This window comes from Xylophilus ampelinus (assembly GCF_003217575.1).
Taxonomy (GTDB): domain Bacteria; phylum Pseudomonadota; class Gammaproteobacteria; order Burkholderiales; family Burkholderiaceae_C; genus Xylophilus; species Xylophilus ampelinus.
Map to the genome: position 1 here is coordinate 41,825 of NZ_QJTC01000005.1, position 19,107 is coordinate 60,931.

At 69.6% G+C, this 19,107-nt stretch carries 13 protein-coding genes and 2 pseudogenes; 7 read left to right on the top strand and 8 right to left on the bottom strand.

Features of this window, described 5'->3' with window-relative positions; all coding sequences use genetic code 11:
* Positions 1–5 precede the first annotated feature (5 nt).
* The 5 genes and pseudogenes from dapD to DFQ15_RS05260 all read right to left on the bottom strand — a co-directional run bounded on the left by dapD (position 6) and on the right by DFQ15_RS05260 (position 4,425).
* Entirely contained in the window at positions 6–827 is an 822-nt protein-coding gene (gene dapD, locus DFQ15_RS05240) for a 2,3,4,5-tetrahydropyridine-2,6-dicarboxylate N-succinyltransferase (protein ID WP_110464963.1), read from the bottom strand.
* 24 nt (positions 828–851) lie between these two features.
* Positions 852–2,084, bottom strand: a complete 1,233-nt coding sequence (gene dapC / locus DFQ15_RS05245; protein ID WP_110464964.1) for a succinyldiaminopimelate transaminase — start codon at positions 2,082–2,084, stop codon at positions 852–854.
* Positions 2,085–2,123: 39 nt separating this feature from the next.
* Positions 2,124–2,426: pseudogene (locus DFQ15_RS05250) on the bottom strand (NAD(P)-binding domain-containing protein); the annotation flags it as partial.
* Positions 2,427–2,507: 81 nt separating this feature from the next.
* Positions 2,508–2,816: pseudogene (locus tag DFQ15_RS05255) on the bottom strand (acyl-CoA dehydrogenase family protein); the annotation flags it as partial.
* Between the two features lie 88 nt (positions 2,817–2,904).
* A complete protein-coding gene (locus tag DFQ15_RS05260) occupies positions 2,905–4,425 on the bottom strand; it encodes a CoA-acylating methylmalonate-semialdehyde dehydrogenase (protein ID WP_110464967.1) in 1,521 nt (506 codons plus the stop codon).
* Between the two features lie 240 nt (positions 4,426–4,665).
* On the opposite strand from DFQ15_RS05260, the gene glgC reads away from it, so the two are divergent.
* The 7 genes from glgC (at position 4,666) to DFQ15_RS05295 (ending at position 15,840) form a co-directional block, all read left to right on the top strand.
* Positions 4,666–5,925 carry a glucose-1-phosphate adenylyltransferase gene (gene glgC, locus DFQ15_RS05265; protein ID WP_110464968.1) on the top strand — a complete coding sequence of 420 codons (1,260 nt, stop codon included), beginning with the start codon at positions 4,666–4,668 and terminating at the stop codon, positions 5,923–5,925.
* 156 nt (positions 5,926–6,081) lie between these two features.
* Positions 6,082–8,646: a glycogen/starch/alpha-glucan phosphorylase gene (locus tag DFQ15_RS05270; protein ID WP_110464969.1), complete on the top strand. Its 2,565-nt coding sequence runs from the start codon at positions 6,082–6,084 to the stop codon at positions 8,644–8,646.
* 112 nt (positions 8,647–8,758) lie between these two features.
* The gene (prpC, locus tag DFQ15_RS05275; RefSeq protein WP_110464970.1) at positions 8,759–9,943 is read left to right on the top strand and encodes a bifunctional 2-methylcitrate synthase/citrate synthase; all 1,185 of its coding nucleotides are present in this window, start codon (positions 8,759–8,761) and stop codon (positions 9,941–9,943) included.
* A 125-nt stretch (positions 9,944–10,068) separates the two neighbouring features.
* The gene (acnD, locus tag DFQ15_RS05280) at positions 10,069–12,684 is read left to right on the top strand and encodes a Fe/S-dependent 2-methylisocitrate dehydratase AcnD (RefSeq protein WP_110464971.1); all 2,616 of its coding nucleotides are present in this window, start codon (positions 10,069–10,071) and stop codon (positions 12,682–12,684) included.
* A gap of 18 nt (positions 12,685–12,702) precedes the next feature.
* Positions 12,703–13,926, top strand: coding sequence for a 2-methylaconitate cis-trans isomerase PrpF (gene prpF / locus DFQ15_RS05285; RefSeq protein ID WP_110464972.1), 1,224 nt, complete (start codon positions 12,703–12,705; stop codon positions 13,924–13,926).
* Between the two features lie 14 nt (positions 13,927–13,940).
* The gene (locus DFQ15_RS05290) at positions 13,941–14,801 is read left to right on the top strand and encodes an isocitrate lyase/PEP mutase family protein (RefSeq protein ID WP_110465036.1); all 861 of its coding nucleotides are present in this window, start codon (positions 13,941–13,943) and stop codon (positions 14,799–14,801) included.
* A 61-nt stretch (positions 14,802–14,862) separates the two neighbouring features.
* A complete protein-coding gene (locus DFQ15_RS05295; RefSeq protein WP_110464973.1) occupies positions 14,863–15,840 on the top strand; it encodes a Bug family tripartite tricarboxylate transporter substrate binding protein in 978 nt (325 codons plus the stop codon).
* A gap of 306 nt (positions 15,841–16,146) precedes the next feature.
* Here DFQ15_RS05295 and DFQ15_RS05300 read toward each other — a convergent pair whose 3' ends face one another.
* The 3 genes from DFQ15_RS05300 to DFQ15_RS05310 form a co-directional block, all read right to left on the bottom strand.
* Positions 16,147–17,559 carry a type II toxin-antitoxin system HipA family toxin gene (locus DFQ15_RS05300; RefSeq protein ID WP_110464974.1) on the bottom strand — a complete coding sequence of 471 codons (1,413 nt, stop codon included), beginning with the start codon at positions 17,557–17,559 and terminating at the stop codon, positions 16,147–16,149.
* Positions 17,556–17,939 carry a helix-turn-helix domain-containing protein gene (locus tag DFQ15_RS05305; protein WP_110464975.1) on the bottom strand — a complete coding sequence of 128 codons (384 nt, stop codon included), beginning with the start codon at positions 17,937–17,939 and terminating at the stop codon, positions 17,556–17,558. Before DFQ15_RS05305 ends, DFQ15_RS05300 begins: the two co-directional genes overlap by 4 nt.
* Before the next feature lie 230 nt (positions 17,940–18,169).
* The gene (locus DFQ15_RS05310; RefSeq protein ID WP_110464976.1) at positions 18,170–19,099 is read right to left on the bottom strand and encodes a LysR family transcriptional regulator; all 930 of its coding nucleotides are present in this window, start codon (positions 19,097–19,099) and stop codon (positions 18,170–18,172) included.
* Between the last annotated feature and the right edge of the window lie 8 nt (positions 19,100–19,107).

Sequence of the window (19,107 nt, forward strand, 5' to 3'; positions counted from 1 at the left end):
CCGCGTCAGTCGCGCAGCAGGTCGTTGAGGCTGGTCTTGGCGCGGGTCTCGGCGGTCACCCGCTTGACGATGATCGCGGCGTACAGGCTGTACTTGTCGTTCTTCGGCAGCGAGCCGCCGATCACCACCGAGCCGGCCGGCACGCGGCCGTAGCTGACCGTGTCGGTGGCGCGGTCGTAGATGGGCGTGCTCTGGCCGATATAGACGCCCATCGAGATGACCGAGTTCTCTTCGACGATCACGCCCTCGACGATCTCGGAGCGGGCGCCGATGAAGCAGTTGTCCTCGATGATGGTCGGGTTGGCCTGCAGCGGCTCCAGCACGCCGCCCAGGCCCACGCCGCCGGAGAGATGCACGTTCTTGCCGACCTGCGCGCAGGAGCCGACGGTGGCCCAGGTGTCGACCATCGTGCCTTCGCCCACGTAGGCGCCGATGTTGACGTAGCTCGGCATCAGGATCGCGCCCTTGGCGATGTAGCTGCCGTGGCGGGCCACGGCCGGCGGCACCACGCGCACACCGGTGGCCTTCATCTCCTCGGCCGACAGGTGGGCGAACTTGGTCTGCACCTTGTCGTAGAAGCCCAACTGGCCGGCGCTGATGACTTCGTTGTCCTTCAGGCGGAACGACAGCAGCACCGCCTTCTTGATCCACTGGTGGACCGTCCACCGGCCGACGCCCTGGCGGGTGGCGACACGGATCTTGCCGACGTTGAGTTCGGCGATCACATGCTCGACCGCCTCGGCCGTTTCCTTGGGCGCGGAGGCGGGCGAGAGCTGGGCGCGGTCGTCCCACGCGGCGTCGATCAGGGTCTGGAGTTGCTGGGTCATGTCAAGGGCTCGGGAGGGGAAATTTCAGGAATCGAACCGGGCCGGCGGCAGGCCGCGCACGAAGGCGGCGATGCGGCGGGCGGCTTCGGTGCATTCGGCCGTCTCGGCCACCAGCGCCATGCGGAGCCGCCCGGCGCCGGGATTGCCGCCGCGCGCCTCGCGGGCCAGGTAGCTGCCGGGCAGAACGGTCACATTGTATTGAGCCAGCAGGTCGCGGGCGAAGGCCGCGTCGTCGTCGCCGTAGCGGCCCGGGATGGCGGCCCACAGGTAGAAGCCGGCGTCGGGCAGGGCCACGTCGAGCACCTCGGCCAGGATCGGCGTGACTTCGGCGAACTTGGCGCGGTATCGGGCGCGGTTCTCGACCACGTGGGCCTCTTCGCCCCAGGCGGCGATGCTGGCCGTCTGCACCACCGGGCTCATCGCGCTGCCGTGGTAGGTGCGGTAGAGCAGGAAAGCCTTGAGCAGGGCGGCGTCGCCCGCCACGAAGCCGCTGCGCAGGCCCGGCAGGTTGCTGCGCTTCGACAGGCTGGTGAAGGCCACCAGCCGGCGGAAATCGGCGCGGCCCAACTTCGCCGCGGCCTCCAGCCCGCCCAGCGGCGGCGCGTCGCGGAAGTAGATCTCGCTGTAGCACTCGTCGGAGGCGACGACGAAGCCGTGGCGGTCGCTCAGCTCGAAGAGCTTGGCCCACTCGTCCAGCGGCATCACCGCGCCGGTCGGGTTGCCGGGCGAGCAGACGAAGAGCAATTGGGTGCGGGCCCAGACCTCCTCCGGCACCGCGTCCCAGTCGACCCCGAAGTTGCGGGCCGGGTCGCTGGGTGCGTAGTAGGGCGTCGCGCCGCCCAGCAGGGCCGCGCCCTCGTAGATTTGGTAGAAGGGATTGGGGCAGACCACCGTCGCGCCGGGCCGGCTCGGGTCGAGCACAGTCTGCGCGAAGGCGAACAGCGCCTCGCGCGAGCCGTTGACCGGCAGCACCTGGGTGGCCGGGTCCAGCGCCAGGGCGTAGCGGCGCCGCAGCCAGTCGGTGAAAGCCTTGCGCAATGCCGGGTCGCCCGCGGTGGCGGGGTAGCCGGCCAGGCCGCCGCCGGGCTGTAGGGCCGCATCGGCCAGGGCCTGCTGGATGAAGCGAGGCGTGGGGTGCCTGGGCTCGCCGATGCCCAGACTGATCGGCCGCAGGCCGGCCGGGGGCGCGACGTCGGCGAAGAGTTGCCGCAGCCGCTCGAACGGGTAGGGCTGCAGTGCGGAGAGCAGGGGATTCATGGGCCGCGATTATCCGGGACGCGCGGCGCGCTGCGGATGCGCTGTGGCGGCCGAGATGGTGCTGCAGTCGACCAGCAGCGTCCCGGCGGCCAGCTGCGCCAGCAGGCCTGCACCGCCCAGGTAGAGGCTCTCGACGTGCGCGCTGGCGGGCAGCATGCTGACGACCACCTCGGCGCCGGCCGCGGCTTCGGCAGCAGATGCGGCCACCGGCACGCCGTCGGCCCGCAGCCGGTCGCAGGCGGCGGCCGAGAGGTCGAAGGCCCGCACCGCGTGGCCCGCCTTGTGCAGGTTGAGGGCCATCGGGCCGCCCATGTTGCCGAGTCCGATGAAGGCGATATCCATGGTCGCGTCTCCTTTTTTATGAACCGAATGTGCCTGTGGCCGGCGCCGTTCGTCGGCCTGCAGCTATCTAAATAATAGCAATCAGCGGAGCGCGTCCGGCGCGCCGTCTTCCAGCATCCGGCGGGCCACGATCACCCGCATGATCTCGTCGGTGCCTTCCAGGATCTGGCGCGCCCGGGTGTCGCGCACCAGCCGCTCCAGCGGGTAGTCGTGCGGGTAGCCACAGCCGCCGTGCAGCTGCAGCGCCTCGTTGCAGACACCAAGCCCGACGTCGGTCGCGAAGCGCTGGGCCATCGCGCAGTAGGTGGTGGCGTCGGGGTCTGCCGCGTCGAGCTTGCTGGCGGCCAGTCGCACCATCTGGCGGGCGGCGACCAGCTCGGTCGCCATGTCGGTCGGTCAGTTCGAAGTTCATGGCGTGGGGCTCCGGTGGCCCGGCTCGATCTGGGCGGTGCGGGCGCGACTCGCCTTTTCCAAGGCTTCACTGGAGGCTGATGGTGGTGTTGACGCCTTGCGAGACGGTGCCGTCGTCGAACCAGCGCGCCGTGACCGTCTTGGTCTGGGTATAGAACTGGATCACCTGCTTGCCGTAGGGCCCCAGATCGCCCAGCTTGGAGCCGCGCGAGCCGGTGAAGGAGAAGAGCGGCACCGGCACCGGGATCGGCACGTTGATGCCGACCTGGCCGACGTCGATTTCTTCCTCGAACCGGCGGGCGGCGGCGCCCGACCGGGTGAAGATCGAGGTGCCGTTGCCGTTGGGATTGGCGTTGATCAGCGCGATGGCCTCGTCGATCGTGTCGGCCGAGGCGATGCACAGCACCGGGCCGAAGATCTCCTGGTCGTAGATCGCCATGCCGGGCTTCACGCCCGAGAAGATCGTCGGGCCGACGAAGTTTCCCTTCTCGAAGCCGGCCACCGCGGCGCCGCGGCCGTCGAGTTCCAGCGTGGCGCCGTCGGCCTCGCCGCGTGCGATGAAGCCGGTGATCCGCTCGTGCGCGGCGCACGAGATCACCGGGCCGACGTCTACGCCTCGCTCGGTGCCGGCGCCGATCTTGAGGGTTCTGGCCTTGGCGACCAGCGCGGGAATCCACTGCCGGGCCTCGCCCACCAGCACCGCGACCGAGACCGCCATGCAGCGTTGCCCGGCCGCGCCGAAGGCGGCGCCGACCAGGGCGTCGAGCGTCTGCTCCTTGTGCGCGTCGGGCATCACGATCGCGTGGTTCTTGGCGCCCATCATGCACTGCACCCGCTTGCCTGCCGCGATGCCGCGGTGGTAGACATGGGTGCCCACCCGGGTCGAGCCGACGAAGGAGATCGCCTCGATGTCCGGATGGTCGCAGATCGCGTTGACCGCGGCTTCGCCGCCGTGGACGACGTTGAGCACACCCTGGGGAACGCCGGCTTCCAGCGCCAGTTCGCAGAGCCGCATGGTGACCATCGGGTCCTGCTCCGAGGGCTTCAGCACGAAGGTGTTGCCGGTGGCGATCGCCATCGGGAACATCCAGAGCGGGATCATGGCCGGGAAGTTGAACGGGGTGATGCCGGCGCAGACGCCCAGCGGCTGCAGCAGGGTGTAGGTGTCGACGCCATGGGCCACGTTGGTCGCCCGCTCGCCCATCTGCAGGGTGCCGATGTTGGCGGCGTGCTCCACCACCTCCAGGCCGCGGAAGATGTCGCCCTCGGCGTCGGAAAGGGTCTTGCCCTGCTCGGCGGTCAGCAGGGCCGCCAGCTCGGCCATATGTCCGCGGATCAGCTGCTGGTACTTGAGGAAGATGCGGGCGCGGGTGCCGATCGGGGTCTTGCGCCAGGTCTTGAAGGCGTCGCGGGCCGAGGCGACGGCCCGCTCGATCTCTTGCGCGGTGGCGAAGGGCACACGGGCCAGCACCTCCTGCGTGGCGGGGTTGACCACGTCGCGCCATTCGGTCGTCTTCGACTCGAGGAACCGGCCGCCGATCAGCAGCTTGACTGTGGGCGCGAGGACTTCGGGGGGGCGGGCGTTCATGTGTCGGTCTCCTGGAAGGGGGCTGTCGTTCTGCGCGCGGCGCGCAGCCGCCGGACCGGAATCAGGCCATCCTAGCTTTGCGGATCCGTCGTGACAATCGCCGTGCGAACGCGAGTGCCGGCACGTAGGCAAGCCCCGGTAGGCAAATTGCTCGGTTGTCCGGCACCCACCATCGGCTTCATGCGGTAGGCTTTCGGCGATCGATCCGCCCGACTGGCCCTTCCCCGAGACACGCGACCTATGCCACACAATCTCCAGACCCACCAACTGGTCCGACGTTCCATGGCCCTCGTACTGGCCGGTGGGCGGGGATCCCGGCTCAAGGAGCTGACCGACCGTCGCGCCAAGCCGGCGGTGTACTTCGGCGGCAAGTTTCGCATCATCGATTTCGCGCTCTCCAACTGCCTGAACTCGGGCATCCGGCGGATGGCGGTGCTCACGCAGTACAAATCCCATTCGCTGCTGCTCCATCTGCAGCGCGGCTGGAGCTTCCTGCGGCCCGAACTGAACGAAATGGTCGACCTGCTGCCGGCCCAGCAGCGGATCGACGAGGAGCACTGGTACCGCGGCACCTCCGACGCGATCTACCAGAACCTGGACATCGTCCGCTCGAAGCGCCCCGAGTACGTGGTGGTGCTGGCCGGCGACCACGTCTACAAGCAGGACTATTCGCTGCTGATCAAGGACCACGTCGAGGGCGGCCTGGGCTGCACCGTCGGTTGCATGGAGGTACCCCGTATGGAGGCGACGGCCTTCGGCGTCATGGCGATCGACGCCAGCCGCAAGATCGAGGCCTTCGTCGAGAAGCCGGCCGATCCGCCCGCGATGCCCGGCAAGCCCGACGTGGCGCTGGCCAGCATGGGCATCTACGTGTTCGACGCCGAATACCTGTACAAGCTGCTGGAGGCCGACGACGCCAACCCTCATAGCAGCCACGATTTCGGCAAGGACATCATCCCGCTGGCCGTCGCCGAGGGCCGGGCGCTGGCGCATCCGTTCGGCATGTCGTGCGTGCCGCAGGTCGAGGGCGTGGCGCCCTACTGGCGCGACGTCGGCACGATCGACGCCTTCTGGTCGGCCAACCTCGACCTGGCCAACATCACGCCCGAGCTGGACATCTACGACACCGACTGGCCGATCTGGACCTACTCGCAGCAGCTGCCGCCGGCCAAGTTCGTGCCCGATCGCGACGGCCAGCACGGCATGACGACCAACACCATCGTCTCGGGCGGCTGCATCGTCTCGGGCTCGAAGGTGACCAACTCGGTGCTGTTCTCCAGCGTGCGGGTGCATTCCTACTGCAACATCGACCAGGCGGTGATCCTGCCCGACGTGACCATCGGCCGCGGCTGCTGGCTGCAGAAGGTGGTGATCGACCGCAAGTGCCGCCTTCCCGACGGCCTGGTGGTGGGCGAGGACGCGGCGCTCGACGCCGCGCGCTTCCAGCGCACCGAGAGCGGCGTGGTGCTGATCACGCGCGAGATGCTCGCCAGGCTGTGACGTGGCGTCACGGGGCATGACAGGGCGGCCCGGGCCGCCCTTTGTCGTTCGGTCGGCAGCGGCATCGCGACGCGGGCACCGGCCTGCCCGGGGGCGTGCAGGCACGGTTGATGCATCATTGCGGGTCACCCACTTTCTCCTGTTTCCGGGTAGCCAATGCCTTTCACCACCGCCGTTCCGACTCCGGATTTCCAGTACGACCATCCCGACCGCGACGTCGCCGCCCTGAAGCGCGCGCTGGCCAACAAGCTGATCTACGCCGTCGGCAAGGACCCGGTCGCGGCCCGGCCCGAGGACTGGCTGCATGCGGCGCAGCTGACGGTGCGCGACCAGCTGGTCGAGCGCTGGATGGCCACCACCCGCGCCCAGTACGAGCAGGACGTCAAGCGGGTGTACTACCTGTCGATGGAATTCCTGATCGGCCGCACCTTCACCAACGCGCTGCTGGCGATCGAATCGCAGGAGACGCTGCGCCAGGCCCTGGCCGACTTCGGCGTGCGGATGGAGGACATCGGCAACCTGGAGCCCGACGCCGCCCTGGGCAACGGCGGCCTGGGCCGGCTTGCCGCCTGTTTCCTGGATTCGATGGCGACTCTGGGCGTGCCGGGCTTCGGCTACGGCATCCGCTACGAATACGGCATGTTCCGCCAGACCATCGTCGACGGCGAGCAGGTCGAGGTGCCCGACTATTGGCTGACCCACGGCTACCCGTGGGAATTCCAGCGGCCGGAGGTGGTCTACCGGGTGCGGTACGGCGGCCGGGTCGAGGGCCGCACCGAATACGGCGCGGCGCACTGGGTCGATACCCAGGACGTGCTGGCGATGGCCTACGACACGATCGTCCCGGGCTACGGCACCCAGGCTACGAACACGCTGCGGCTCTGGTCGGCGCGCGCCACCGAAGAGATCGACCTGGGTGAATTCAACCGCGGCAGCTACCGCTCGGCGGTCGACCGAAAGAACCAGTCGGAGAACGTGTCGCGGGTGCTCGACCCCGACGATTCGACCGAGTCCGGCCGCGAACTGCGGCTGCACCAGGAGTTCTTTTTCTGCAGCGCCAGCATGCAGGACCTGCTGCACCGCTACCTGCGCACCCACGCCGGCTTCGACCGGCTCTCGGACAAGATCAGCATTCACCTGAACGACACCCACCCGGTTCTGGCGGTGCCCGAGCTGATGCGGCTGCTGCTCGACGAGCACGGCCTGGATTGGGACACCGCCTGGGGCCATGCGCAGCGCATCTTCAGCTACACCAACCACACGCTGATGCACGAGGCGCTGGAGACCTGGCCGGTGGCGATGCTCGGCCGCATCCTGCCGCGTCACCTGCAGATCGTGTTCGACATCAACGCCCGGTTCCTCTCGGGCCTGGCGCAGCAGGGCCGGCACGACGCCGACCTGATGCGCCGCGTGTCCCTGATCGACGAATCCGGCGAGCGCCGGGTGCGCATGGCCTACCTGGCGGTGCTGGTGAGCCATTCGGTCAACGGCGTGTCGGGCCTGCATTCGGACCTGATGACGCAGTCGATCTTCGCCGACTTCGCCCGCATCTTCCCCACCCGGTTCAACAACAAGACCAACGGCGTCACGCCGCGCCGCTGGCTGGCGCAGGCCAACCCGCCCCTCGCCAGGCTCCTCGACCAGCACATCGGCCGCGACTGGCGCCGCGACCTCGACCTGCTGGCCGGGCTGCGTCCGCTGGCGACCGACGCGGCCTTCGCCGAGGCGTTCCGCCAGGCCAAGCATGCCAACAAGGAGCGGCTCGCCGCCTGGGCGCAGGCCCACATGGGCATCGCCCTCAACACCGAGGCGCTGTTCGACGTGCAGGTCAAGCGCATCCACGAGTACAAGCGCCAGCTGCTCAATCTGCTGCACGTGATCGCCCGCTACCAGCGGATCGTGGCCGACCCGACGGGCGACCATGTGCCGCGGGTGGTGGTGTTCGCCGGCAAGGCCGCATCGGCCTATGCGATGGCCAAGCTGGTGATCCGGCTGATCAACGACGTGGCGGCGGTGGTGAACGCCGATCCGCGCACCCGGGGGCTGCTGCAGGTGGTCTTCGTGCCCAACTACAGCGTGAGCCTGGCCGAGATCGTGATCCCGGCGGCCGATCTGTCGGAGCAAATCTCCACCGCCGGCACCGAGGCTTCGGGCACCGGCAACATGAAGTTCGGGCTGTCGGGCGCGCTGACCATCGGCACGCTCGACGGCGCCAACGTCGAGATGCGGGAGAACGTGGGCGACGACAACATCTTCATCTTCGGCAAGACCACGCCCGAGGTGGAAGCGCTGCGCGTCTCCGGCTACCAGCCCCAGACGTACTACCAGGCCGACCCGGTGCTGAATGCGGTGCTGGACGCGGTGCGCGACGGCAGCTTCTCGCCAGCCGAGCCGGCCCGTTACCAGCAGATTTTCGACACCCTTGTCCACTGGGGCGACAAATACCTGCTGCTGGCCGACTTCGCCAGCTACCTGGAGACGCAGGCAAGGGTCGACGCGCTGTACCGCGATCCGGACGCCTGGACCCGCAAGGCGATCCTCAACGTCGCGGGCATGGGACCGTTTTCTTCCGACCGCACGATCGCGCAGTACGCCGAGGAGATCTGGCACAGCCAGCCGGTGGTGCTGCCCGCACCGGCCGGCACCGCGGCGGGTGGCCCGCCGGGCCGAGGCGCCGAAAGCTCCGTTCGGGCCGCGGATTTGCCCGGCGCGGTGGTGTAGGAGACGAAGCCGCTGCGGCTCTCGTCGACCTGCGGCGGCCGGCCGACTTTGCGTATATTGCGAAGCAGGCGGCGCGCCCGACCGCGTCCAGCCCCCGATCCAGGAGACACGCATGGCCGACACCCCCACCACCGCAGCCGCAGCCGCCGCAGCCGCACCCGGCAGCTTCAGGCCCAAGAAAGCCGTCGCGCTCTCGGGCGTCGCCGCCGGCAACACCGCGCTCTGCACCGTCGGCAAGACCGGCGACGACCTGCACTACCGCGGCTACGACATCCTCGACATCGCCACCCGCTGCGAGTTCGAGGAGATCGCCTACCTGCTGGTGCACGGCAAGCTGCCCAACGACGGCGAGCTGCGTGGCTATAAGGCCAAGCTCCGCTCGCTGCGCGGCGTGCCCGCCGCGGTCAAGACGGTCCTGGAGCAACTGCCGCCCAGCGCCCATCCGATGGACGTGATGCGCACCGGCGTATCGGCCCTCGGCTGCGTGCTGCCCGAGAAGGACGACCACAACACCCCCGGCGCCCGCGACATCGCCGACAAGCTGATGGCCTCGCTCGGCTCGATGCTGCTCTACTGGTACCACTGGTCGCACAAGGGCGTGCGGATCGAGGTGGAGATCGACGACGACTCGATCGGCGCCCACTTCCTGCACCTGCTGCACGGCAAGAAGGTGCCCGAGCGCTGGGAGCGCGCGATGCACACCTCGCTGGTGCTGTACGCCGAGCACGAGTTCAACGCCTCCACCTTCGCCTGCCGCGTGGTGGCCGGCACCGGCTCCGACATGCATTCGGCGATCGCCGCCGGCATCGGCGCGCTGCGCGGCCCCAAGCACGGCGGCGCCAACGAGGTCGCGTTCGAGGTGCAGAAGCGCTACGACACGCCCGACGAGGCCGAGGCCGACATCCGCCGCCGCGTCGAGGCCAAGGAGGTGGTGATCGGCTTCGGCCATCCGGTCTACACGGTGAGCGACCCGCGCAACGTGGTGATCAAGGACGTGGCCCGCGAGCTGTCGGATGCGGCGGGCTCGCGCAAGATGTTCGACATCGCCGAGCGGCTGGAATCGGTGATGTGGGACGCCAAGAAGATGTTCCCCAACCTCGACTGGTTCAGCGCGGTGAGCTACCACATGATGGGCGTGCCGACCGCGATGTTCACCCCCCTGTTCGTGATCGCCCGGACCGCCGGCTGGTCGGCCCACGTGATCGAGCAGCGCATCGACAACAAGATCGTCCGCCCCAGCGCCAACTACACCGGCCCCGAGGACCAGCGGTTCGTGCCGATCCAGGACCGCGCCTGATCCACCCGCTGCGGGGCGGCCGCCGGCACCCCGCAGCCCGACCGACACCGGCGGACGACGACCCGTGGCCCACGCGCCCCGGGCGATCCCGGCCCCCGCGGCCCCAAGCCTTGGAAGCACCCACGATGAACACCGCCCACCGCGAGAACCTGCCGGGCACCGCACTGGATTATTTCGACGCGCGCGCCGCCGTCGATGCGATCCGGCCCGGGGCCTACGACACGCTGCCCTACACCGCCCGGGTGCATGCCGAGAACCTGGTGCGCCGCTGCGATCCGGCGATCCTGGAGCAGTCGCTCGTCCAGTTGATAGAGCGCCGGCGCGACCACGATTTCCCGTGGTTCCCGGCGCGCGTGGTCTGCCACGACATCCTGGGCCAGACCGCCCTGGTCGACCTGGCCGGCCTGCGCGACGCGATCGCGGAGCAGGGCGGCGACCCGGCCAAGGTGAATCCGGTGGTGCCGGTCCAGCTGATCGTGGACCACTCGCTGTCGGTGGAGTGCGGCGGGTTCGACCCGGATGCGTTCCAGAAGAACCGTGCGATCGAGGACCGGCGCAACGACGACCGGTTCCACTTCATCGACTGGACCAAGCTCGCGTTCGAGAACGTCGAGGTGATCCCGCCGGGCAACGGGATCATGCACCAGATCAACCTGGAGCGGATGTCGCCGGTGGTCCATTCCCAGGGCGGCGTGGCCTTCCCGGACACCCTGGTCGGCACCGACAGCCACACGCCGCATGTCGATGCGCTGGGCGTCGTGGCCATCGGCGTCGGCGGGCTGGAGGCCGAGAGCGTGATGCTGGGCCGCGCCTCCTGGATGCGCCTGCCCGACATCGTCGGCGTGCGCCTGACCGGCCGGCCGCAGCCGGGCATCACCGCCACCGACACCGTGCTGGCGCTGACCGAATTCCTGCGCAAGCAGAAGGTGGTGGGGGCGTACCTGGAGTTCTTCGGCGAAGGCGCCGCCGCGCTCACGCTGGGCGACCGGGCCACCATCTCCAACATGGCGCCCGAGTACGGCGCCACCGCCGCGATGTTCTCGATCGACCAGCAGACGATCGACTACCTGCGCCTGACCGGCCGCGCCGACGCGCAGGTGCGGCTGGTCGAGACCTACGCCCGCCACACCGGCCTGTGGTCCGACAGCATGGCGACCGCCGAGTACGAGCGGGTGCTGGCCTTCGACCTCTCCAGCGTCGTGCGCAACATGGCCGGCCCGTCGAACCCGCATGCCCGGGTGGCGACGACCGACCTGGCCGCCAAGGGCATCGCCGCACCGTGGCGGGACGAGCCGGGCATGATGCCCGACGGCGCGGTGATCATCGCCGCCATCACCAGCTGCACCAACACCAGCAACCCGCGCAACGTGATCGCCGCGGCGCTGCTGGCCCGCAACGCCAACCGCCTGGGCCTCGCCCGCAAGCCGTGGGTCAAGACCTCGCTCGCGCCCGGCTCCAAGGCGGTCACGCTGTACCTGGAGGAAGCCGGCCTGATGCGCGACCTGGAGGCGCTGGGCTTCGGGGTGGTGGCCTACGCATGCACCTCGTGCAACGGCATGTCGGGCGCGCTGGACCCTGCCATCCAGAAGGAGATCGTGGACCGCGACCTGTATGCGACGGCGGTGCTCTCGGGCAACCGCAACTTCGACGGCCGCATCCATCCGTATGCCAAGCAGGCGTTCCTGGCCTCGCCGCCGCTGGTGGTCGCCTATGCCATCGCCGGCACGATCCGGTTCGACATCGAGAAGGACGTGCTGGCGGTCGTCGATGGCCGGGAGATCCGGCTGAAGGACCTGTGGCCCGAGGACGCGGAGATCGACGCCATCGTCAAGGCCAGCGTCAAGCCCGCCCAGTTCCGGCAGGTCTACGAGCCGATGTTCGCGCTTAAGCAGGGCACCGGCGAGCGGGTGAGCCCGCTCTACGACTGGCGCGCCGAATCCAACTACATCCGCCGCCCGCCGTACTGGGAAGGCGCCCTGGCCGGCGAGCGGACCCTCGCCGGCATGCGGCCCCTGGCGGTGCTGCCGGACAACATCACGACCGACCACCTCTCGCCCTCCAACGCGATCATGATGAACAGCGCGGCCGGCGAATACCTGCACAAGATGGGCGTGCCGGAGGAAGACTTCAACTCCTACGCCACCCACCGCGGCGACCACCTGACCGCCCAGCGCGCCACCTTCGCCAACCCCACGCTCAGGAACGAGATGGTGCGCAACTCCGACGGCACGGTGCGCCCCGGCTCCCTGGCCCGTGTCGAGCCCGAGGGCGAGGTCACCCGCATGTGGGAGGCGATCGAGACCTACATGCACCGCAAGCAACCGCTGATCATCGTGGTCGGTGCCGACTACGGCCAGGGCTCGTCCCGCGACTGGGCGGCCAAGGGCGTCCGCCTCGCGGGGGTGGAGGCGATCGCGGCCGAAGGCTTCGAGCGCATCCACCGCACCAACCTGATCGGCATGGGCGTGCTGCCCCTGCAGTTCCAGCCCGGCACCACCCGCCACACCCTGGCCCTCGACGGCTCCGAGACCTACGACGTGGTGGGCACCCGCACCCCGCGTGCCACGCTGACCCTGGTGGTCCACCGCAGGAACGGCGAGTGCATCGAAGTGCCGGTGCTGTGCCGGCTCGACACCGCCGAGGAGCTGTCGATCTACGAGGCCGGCGGCGTGCTGCAGCGCTTCGCGCAGGATTTCCTGGCCGCGACCGTGCCACCCGCCGCCGTGCCTACCAACGCCTAGCCGCAAAGAGATGTGCAGATGGCTTTCGCTCCGCAGATCAAGATTCCCGCCACCTACATGCGCGGCGGCACCAGCAAGGGCGTGTTCTTCCGCCTGCAGGATTTGCCCGTGGCCGCGCAGGCCGCCGGCCCGGCACGCGACGCGCTGCTGCTGCGGGTGATCGGCAGCCCCGATCCGTACGGCAAGCAGATCGACGGCATGGGCGCCGCGACCTCGAGCACCAGCAAGACGGTGATCCTGTCGAAGAGCACCCGGCCCGGCCACGACGTGGACTACCTGTTCGGCCAGGTGTCGATCGACAGCCCCTTCGTGGACTGGAGCGGCAACTGCGGCAACCTCTCGGCCGCGGTGGGGCCGTTCGCCGTCGCCAACGGGCTGGTCGATGCCGCCCGCGTTCCGCCCGACGGCGTCGCCACGGTGCGCATCTGGCAGGCCAACATCGGCAAGACCATCGTGTCGCATGTGCCGATCGCCGCCGGCGCGGTGCAGGAGACGGGCGATTTCGAACTCGACGGCGTGACCTTTGCGGCGGCCGAGGTGCAGCTCGAGTTCCTGGACCCGGCCGACGAGGGCGAAGGCGAGGGCGGCGGCGCGATGTTCCCGACCGGCAATCTCGTCGACACGCTGGAGGTGCCGGGCGTCGGCAGCTTCCAGGCGACGATGATCAACGCCGGCATCCCCACCATCTTCCTGAACGCAGAGGCCCTCGGCTATACCGGCACCGAACTGCAGGGCGCGGTCAACGAGGATCCGAAGGCGCTCGCGATGTTCGAGGCGATCCGCGCCCACGGTGCGGTGCGGATGGGCCTGATCGCCGATGTCTCGCAGGCCGCCGGCCGGCAGCACACGCCGAAGGTCGCCTTCGTCGCGCCGCCGAAGAGCTACACATCCTCCAGCGGCAAGACGGTGGCGGCGGGCGAGGTCGATCTGCTGGTGCGGGCCCTGTCGATGGGCAAGCTGCACCACGCGATGATGGGCACCGCCGCGGTCGCCGTCGGCACGGCGGCCGCCGTGCCGGGCACGCTGGTCAACCTGGCGGCCGGCGGCGGCGCCCGCGGCGCGGTGCGCTTCGGCCATCCGTCGGGCACCCTGCGCGTCGGCGCCGAGGCCACCCAGAGCGCCGGCGCCTGGACGGTGACCAAGGCCCTGATGAGCCGCAGCGCCCGGGTGCTGATGGAGGGCTGGGTCCGCGTGCCCGGGGACGTGATCGCTACCCCGGGCGCCTACGCCGCCGAACAATGAACGAGAAAACCCATATGAGCACCAAGAAACTCCTGCGCCGGCTGGCCGAACAACGCCGCGGCCTGCTGGTCCCCGGCGCCTTCAACGCACTCTCGGCCCGGGTGGTCGAAGACCTGGGCTTCGAGGCGATCTACGTCACCGGCGCCGGCGTGACCAACATGTGGTTCGGCCTGCCCGACCAGGCCTTCATGGGCCTGACCGACATCGCCGACCACACCGCCCGCATCCGCGACACGGTCGAGGTGCCGCTGATCGTCGATGCCGACACCGGCTTCGGCAACGCGCTCAACACCTACCACGCGGTGCGCACCCTGGAGCGTGCGGGCGCCGACTGCATCCAGCTCGAAGACCAGGTCAGCCCCAAGCGCTGCGGCCATTTCTCGGGCAAGGAAGTGATCGGCACCGACGAGATGCTCGGCAAGATCAAGGCCGCCGTCGATGCGCGGCGCGACCCCGACCTGCTGGTCATGGCCCGCACCGACGCCTGCGCCACCCAGGGCTTCGAGGCGGCGGTGGAGCGGGCGCAGAAGTTCGGCGAGGCGGGCGCCGACATCCTGTTCGTCGAGGCCGTCACCACCGCCGAAGAGATCCGCGCCTTGCCGCAGCGGCTCGACCGGCCGCAGCTGATGAACATGGTGATCGGCGGCAAGACGCCGATCTTCGGCGCCGACGAGCTGGCCGGCCTGGGCTACGGTCTGGTGCTGTACGCCAACGCCGCGCTGCAGGGTGCGGTGGCCGGCATGCAGAAGGCGCTGACGGTGCTGCGCGACACCCGCCGCATCGACGAAGACCCGGCGCTGGTCACCCCGTTCGCCGAGCGGCAGCGGCTGGTGCGCAAGCCCGAGTGGGATGCGATGGAGAAGAAGTACCAGTAGGCCCCGCCCCCGGTCCCGCCGGCCGCGAGCGGCGAGGGCGCCGGTATCGGATACTCGCCGGATGAAACGACGCCAGCATCTCCTTCTCGTCGCAGCCGGCGCTGCGACCGCCCTCACGCATTCCTTCGCCCACGCCCAGGCCGCCTGGCCCTCCAAGCCGATCCGGCTGGTGGTGCCGTTCCCCGCCGCGGGCGCGACCGACCTGTTCGCCCGCACCCTGGCCCAGAAGCTGGGCGAGGTGCTGGGCGTGTCGGTCATCATCGACAACAAGCCCGGCGCCGGCGGTGCCATCGGTGCCGATGCGGGCGCCAAGGCCGCGCCCGACGGCTACACGCTGCTGCTGACGACCTCCAGCACCCACGCCATCGGCCCGGCGATCAACCCCCGGCTGCCCTACGACACGGTGCGCGACTTCACGCCCATCGCCCATGTCGGCAACGCGCCCAGCATCATGCTGGTGCCCAACGACTCGCCGGCCAGGACGGTCCAGCAGTGGATCGACCACGCCAAGCGCAACCCGGGCAAGCTCAATTACGGCTCCAGCGGCACCGGCACCATCGTCCACCTGACGGCCGAGCTGTTCAAGGCGCAGGCGGGCGTTTTCGTGACGCACATCCCCTACAAGGGCACCGCGCTGGCGATGCCCGACCTGATCGGCGGCAAGCTCGACGTGATCTTCGATTCGCTGCCGACCGGCCTGCCGTTCGTGCGCGACGGGCGGCTGCGTGCGCTGGCGGTCACCTCGCTCAAACGCAGCCCGCTGGCGCCCGACCTGCCGCCGGTGGCCGACGTGCTGCCGGGCTTCGAGTCCAACACCTGGTTCGGCCTCTACGGCCCGCGCGGGCTGCCGGCCGACCTGGTCGCCAAGGTCAACGCGGCCGCCAACCAGGCGCTGGCCGATGCGGCTACGCGCAACAAGCTCGCACGGCTGGGTATCGAACCGGTGCAGTCGACGCCGGCGCGGTTCGGGCAGATGGTGGCTGCCGACGCGGCCAAGTGGAAGAAGATCATCGTGGACCGGAAGATCACGGCCGACTGATCTTTTTCTGGCATCGAAAGTGGCTGTGGTCGTCTATCGGCGTCGACCTCTAGCTATCTAATTAATAGCGGTGGGCGGTTCCGAGGTTGCTGGGATTCGGGAGGTCTGGGCGTGGGTGGTGCCTTGGGCCGGGATCGCCGGGTGACCCCCTCCGCGAATGTCCCCCGCCTTCGGCTCCTCCTAATACGATCCCCCTCGCTCCTGCCGCGCTGAAGGGAGCCCGTCGCGGGGGACATTCGCGGAGCAGAGTACGCCGTCGGCGCGAGCCCGGATAACGCCATCCTCCCTCCACGCACAACGACCCGATCAGCCAGCCCCGACCGCATCTGCCACACCCCATTCCCCCACCAACTGCGGATTGCGCGCCAGCACCTGCCGCGTCAGCACATGCGCGCCGATGCGCCGCAACAGCGTGGCCTGCTGCTGGCGCGTCACCGACGCATCCCGGATCAGCGCGGGCCAGCTCTTCGCAGCGGCCAGCACCGTCTGCCGCACCACCGCACTGGCGGGGCCGGGCACCAGCCCCAGGGCGCGACAGAACTCGCGCACGGCCACCGGCGACAGCAGCGACTGAGTCGCCGCGCCGGGTGTTTCCAGCGCGGAGGGCAGCAGCCGCAGCGCGTGGCCGGAGCGCACGCCGTAGAGGCACAGCGCCACCACGTCGTAGGCGGGCGAGAGTTCGGCGGTGCGGCCGTCGCGGTAGATCAGGCCGATGTTCTTCAGGTGGGCGTCGGCGTTGCCGAGCAGTTCGTTGACCGTCAGGCGGCGCAGCAGTTCGTGCACCGCCGGCTCGCCGCAGGCCGGCAGGTGGAGCAGCACTGCGGCGATCTCGGCGTAGCTGCGGCTGTATTTTTCCTCGGGCGGCACGCCCAGCACCTGGGCGAAGTCCTCGCACATGATCCGGCCCTGCGGCGACCGGTCGAAGCGCTGCACCGCCAAAAAGCGCTGGCGGCCCTCGTCGCCCAGGTCGTAGCGGTGGGGCTCCAGCAGGGATGCGAGCGCCTCCAGCGAATGGGCGCAGGTGTTCACGCCCGCGGCCTGCGCCATCGAGAGCGAGAGGTGCTCGACCTCCGGCATCCGCGGGTAGCCCACGGCGGGCAGCTTGGCGATGATGTGCGTGTCGGTCGGCTGCGCGCCGCCGCCGTGCTCCGAGAGCTTGGTGCGGCCCACGTAGCGGCCGGTGGCGTCGCGCAGCACCGACAGCTTGGGCTGCACGCCCGAGAGCGACACCGCGTCCTGCGTCGGCGCCGCGCCGACCGACAGCTCCAGCGCGTCCTGGTCCTGGGTGACCAGGTGCTGCAGGGTGCCGCGGTCGATGTCCTCCCAGCGGGCGGTCACCGCGCCGGGCAGGTCCAGCCCGCAGGCGGCCAGCATGCGGAAATGATCCTTCGGGTCGCAGCCGGCCTGCTGCGCCACGTGGTCGCGAAAGATCCCCTCCGGCAGCAGGCTCTGGAAGAAGGGCGGCAACTGGTGGTCGCCGCCGCGGCCGGTCACGCCGTTGAAGCGGGCGTCCAGCACGTTGAGCAGCAGGGCGCGCTGCTGCTCGGGCCGGTCGGCGACGAAGGTCTGGCCCAGCAGATCGACCGTGCCGGGCGGTGCGGCCGCATAGGCGTCGTCGGCGACGAAGCGGATCACCGGCGCCGCGCCTTCGGCCGCGTAGCGGAACAGGATGCCGACGCGGGTGTCGCGCACCCGGATGACGAGCAGGTCGACGTTCATGGCCGGCCCTTGCCCGGGGTGCGCCGGCGGGCCGGCGGCGGGGCGGCATCGACCGGCGGTGGCCGCAGGCGCGCCAGCGCCGCGGCGACGGCGCTGGCGGGTGCGCCGTCGGTCATCGGTGCGGCAGCGGGCGCGGCGGTGGCGCCGACCGGCATCGCCGTTCCGAGCGCCGCCGGGACCAGCGCCACCTCCAGCCCCAGCGCATGGGCCAGCGCCAGCAGGCTGGAGACGCGGAAATCCGCGCGGCCTTCCAGAATCTTCTGCAGCGACTGGTACGAAAGCCCGGTCGTCCGGACCAGGTCGCCCCGGGTCTGCGTCCGGGCGATGCGCTGCCGCTCCAGCATTTCGGCGAGTCGGGCGGCACTGGTGGTGGCGTTCATTTATTACAAGCAAAGTTTGAATTCATAGAATATTCAAACTTTGCTTGTAATACAAGCGTGTTTTGTACATGCCGGGCGACGGGCAAGACGACTCTGCCACCGACAAGGGCGAGTTGCCCGCTTTATCCGAATGCTATCGAATCGATAGCTGGTGGCCCGCGATCAGCGCCGGCTGGAGGTCGATTTTTCTCTGATGCGCTTGCCGCCGCCGCCATGGCCGTTCGCCCGCCTCACAGCAACACGATGTCCTTCAGGCTCAGGAAACACGTCTCCCGCACCACGCTCACGAAATCCGCCATGTAAGGCCGCGCCGCCGCGGCACGGGTCGTCGCCGCGAACAGGCGGCCGGTCAATCCCTTAGGCCCGATCGGCCGGTCTCTCACATAGCCCCGTTCCAGGTAGCCCTGCACCGCCCACACCGGCAGGGTCGCCACGCCGCGGCTGCTGGCGACCAGCTGCAGCATCGCGATCGTCAGCTCGGTGGTGCGGCGCAGCGGCTGCACGCCGGCGGGGGCCAGTACCTGGCGGACGACGTCGAGCATCTCGTCGGGCACCGGGTAGGTGATCAGCGTCTGGTCGGCGAAATCCTGCGCGGACAGCCACGGCCGGGCCGCCAGAGGATGCGCGTGGGCCACCAGCGCCCGGATCTCGAAGCTGAACAGCGGGTGGAAGGCGATGGCGGCGGTGTCGTCCTCGTCCGGCTCCGAGACGATGGCCAGGTCGGCGCGGTTCTGGTGCAGCAGGGCGACCGGGTCGGGGTGGAAACCGGAGACGATGTCCATCTCGATCTCGGGCCAGCGCTGGCGGAACGCGTCCATCGCCGGCATCAACCAGTCGAAGCAGGTGTGGCATTCGACCGCGATCCGCAAAGTCCCGGCCTGGCCCTGCACCAGCCGGGCGACGTCGCGCTCGGCGTCTTCCACCTGCGGCAGCAGCGCGTCGGCCAGCGCCAGCAGCCGCATCCCGGCGGCGCTGAACTGCGGCGGGACCGACTTGCGCTCGAAAAGCGGCGTGCCGTAGCGGTCTTCCAGCAGCTTGACTTGGTGGGAAAGGGCGGACTGGGTCAGATTGAGCAACTGCGCCGCACGCACCAGGCTGCCGGCGTCGCGCAGCGCGGCCAGCGTGCGCAAATGGCGTACTTCCAGGATCGAAGGGCTCATTAGTGATT

Coding starts and splice junctions, on each gene's coding strand:
- prpF (WP_110464972.1), top strand. CDS start 12,703: ATGGCTTTCGCTCCGCAGATCAAGATTCCCGCCACCTACATGCGCGGC.
- DFQ15_RS05290 (WP_110465036.1), top strand. CDS start 13,941: ATGAGCACCAAGAAACTCCTGCGCCGGCTGGCCGAACAACGCCGCGGC.
- DFQ15_RS05270 (WP_110464969.1), top strand. CDS start 6,082: ATGCCTTTCACCACCGCCGTTCCGACTCCGGATTTCCAGTACGACCAT.
- DFQ15_RS05310 (WP_110464976.1), bottom strand. CDS start 19,099: ATGAGCCCTTCGATCCTGGAAGTACGCCATTTGCGCACGCTGGCCGCG.
- acnD (WP_110464971.1), top strand. CDS start 10,069: ATGAACACCGCCCACCGCGAGAACCTGCCGGGCACCGCACTGGATTAT.
- dapD (WP_110464963.1), bottom strand. CDS start 827: ATGACCCAGCAACTCCAGACCCTGATCGACGCCGCGTGGGACGACCGC.
- glgC (WP_110464968.1), top strand. CDS start 4,666: ATGCCACACAATCTCCAGACCCACCAACTGGTCCGACGTTCCATGGCC.
- DFQ15_RS05295 (WP_110464973.1), top strand. CDS start 14,863: ATGAAACGACGCCAGCATCTCCTTCTCGTCGCAGCCGGCGCTGCGACC.
- DFQ15_RS05300 (WP_110464974.1), bottom strand. CDS start 17,559: ATGAACGTCGACCTGCTCGTCATCCGGGTGCGCGACACCCGCGTCGGC.
- DFQ15_RS05260 (WP_110464967.1), bottom strand. CDS start 4,425: ATGAACGCCCGCCCCCCCGAAGTCCTCGCGCCCACAGTCAAGCTGCTG.
- dapC (WP_110464964.1), bottom strand. CDS start 2,084: ATGAATCCCCTGCTCTCCGCACTGCAGCCCTACCCGTTCGAGCGGCTG.
- prpC (WP_110464970.1), top strand. CDS start 8,759: ATGGCCGACACCCCCACCACCGCAGCCGCAGCCGCCGCAGCCGCACCC.
- DFQ15_RS05305 (WP_110464975.1), bottom strand. CDS start 17,939: ATGAACGCCACCACCAGTGCCGCCCGACTCGCCGAAATGCTGGAGCGG.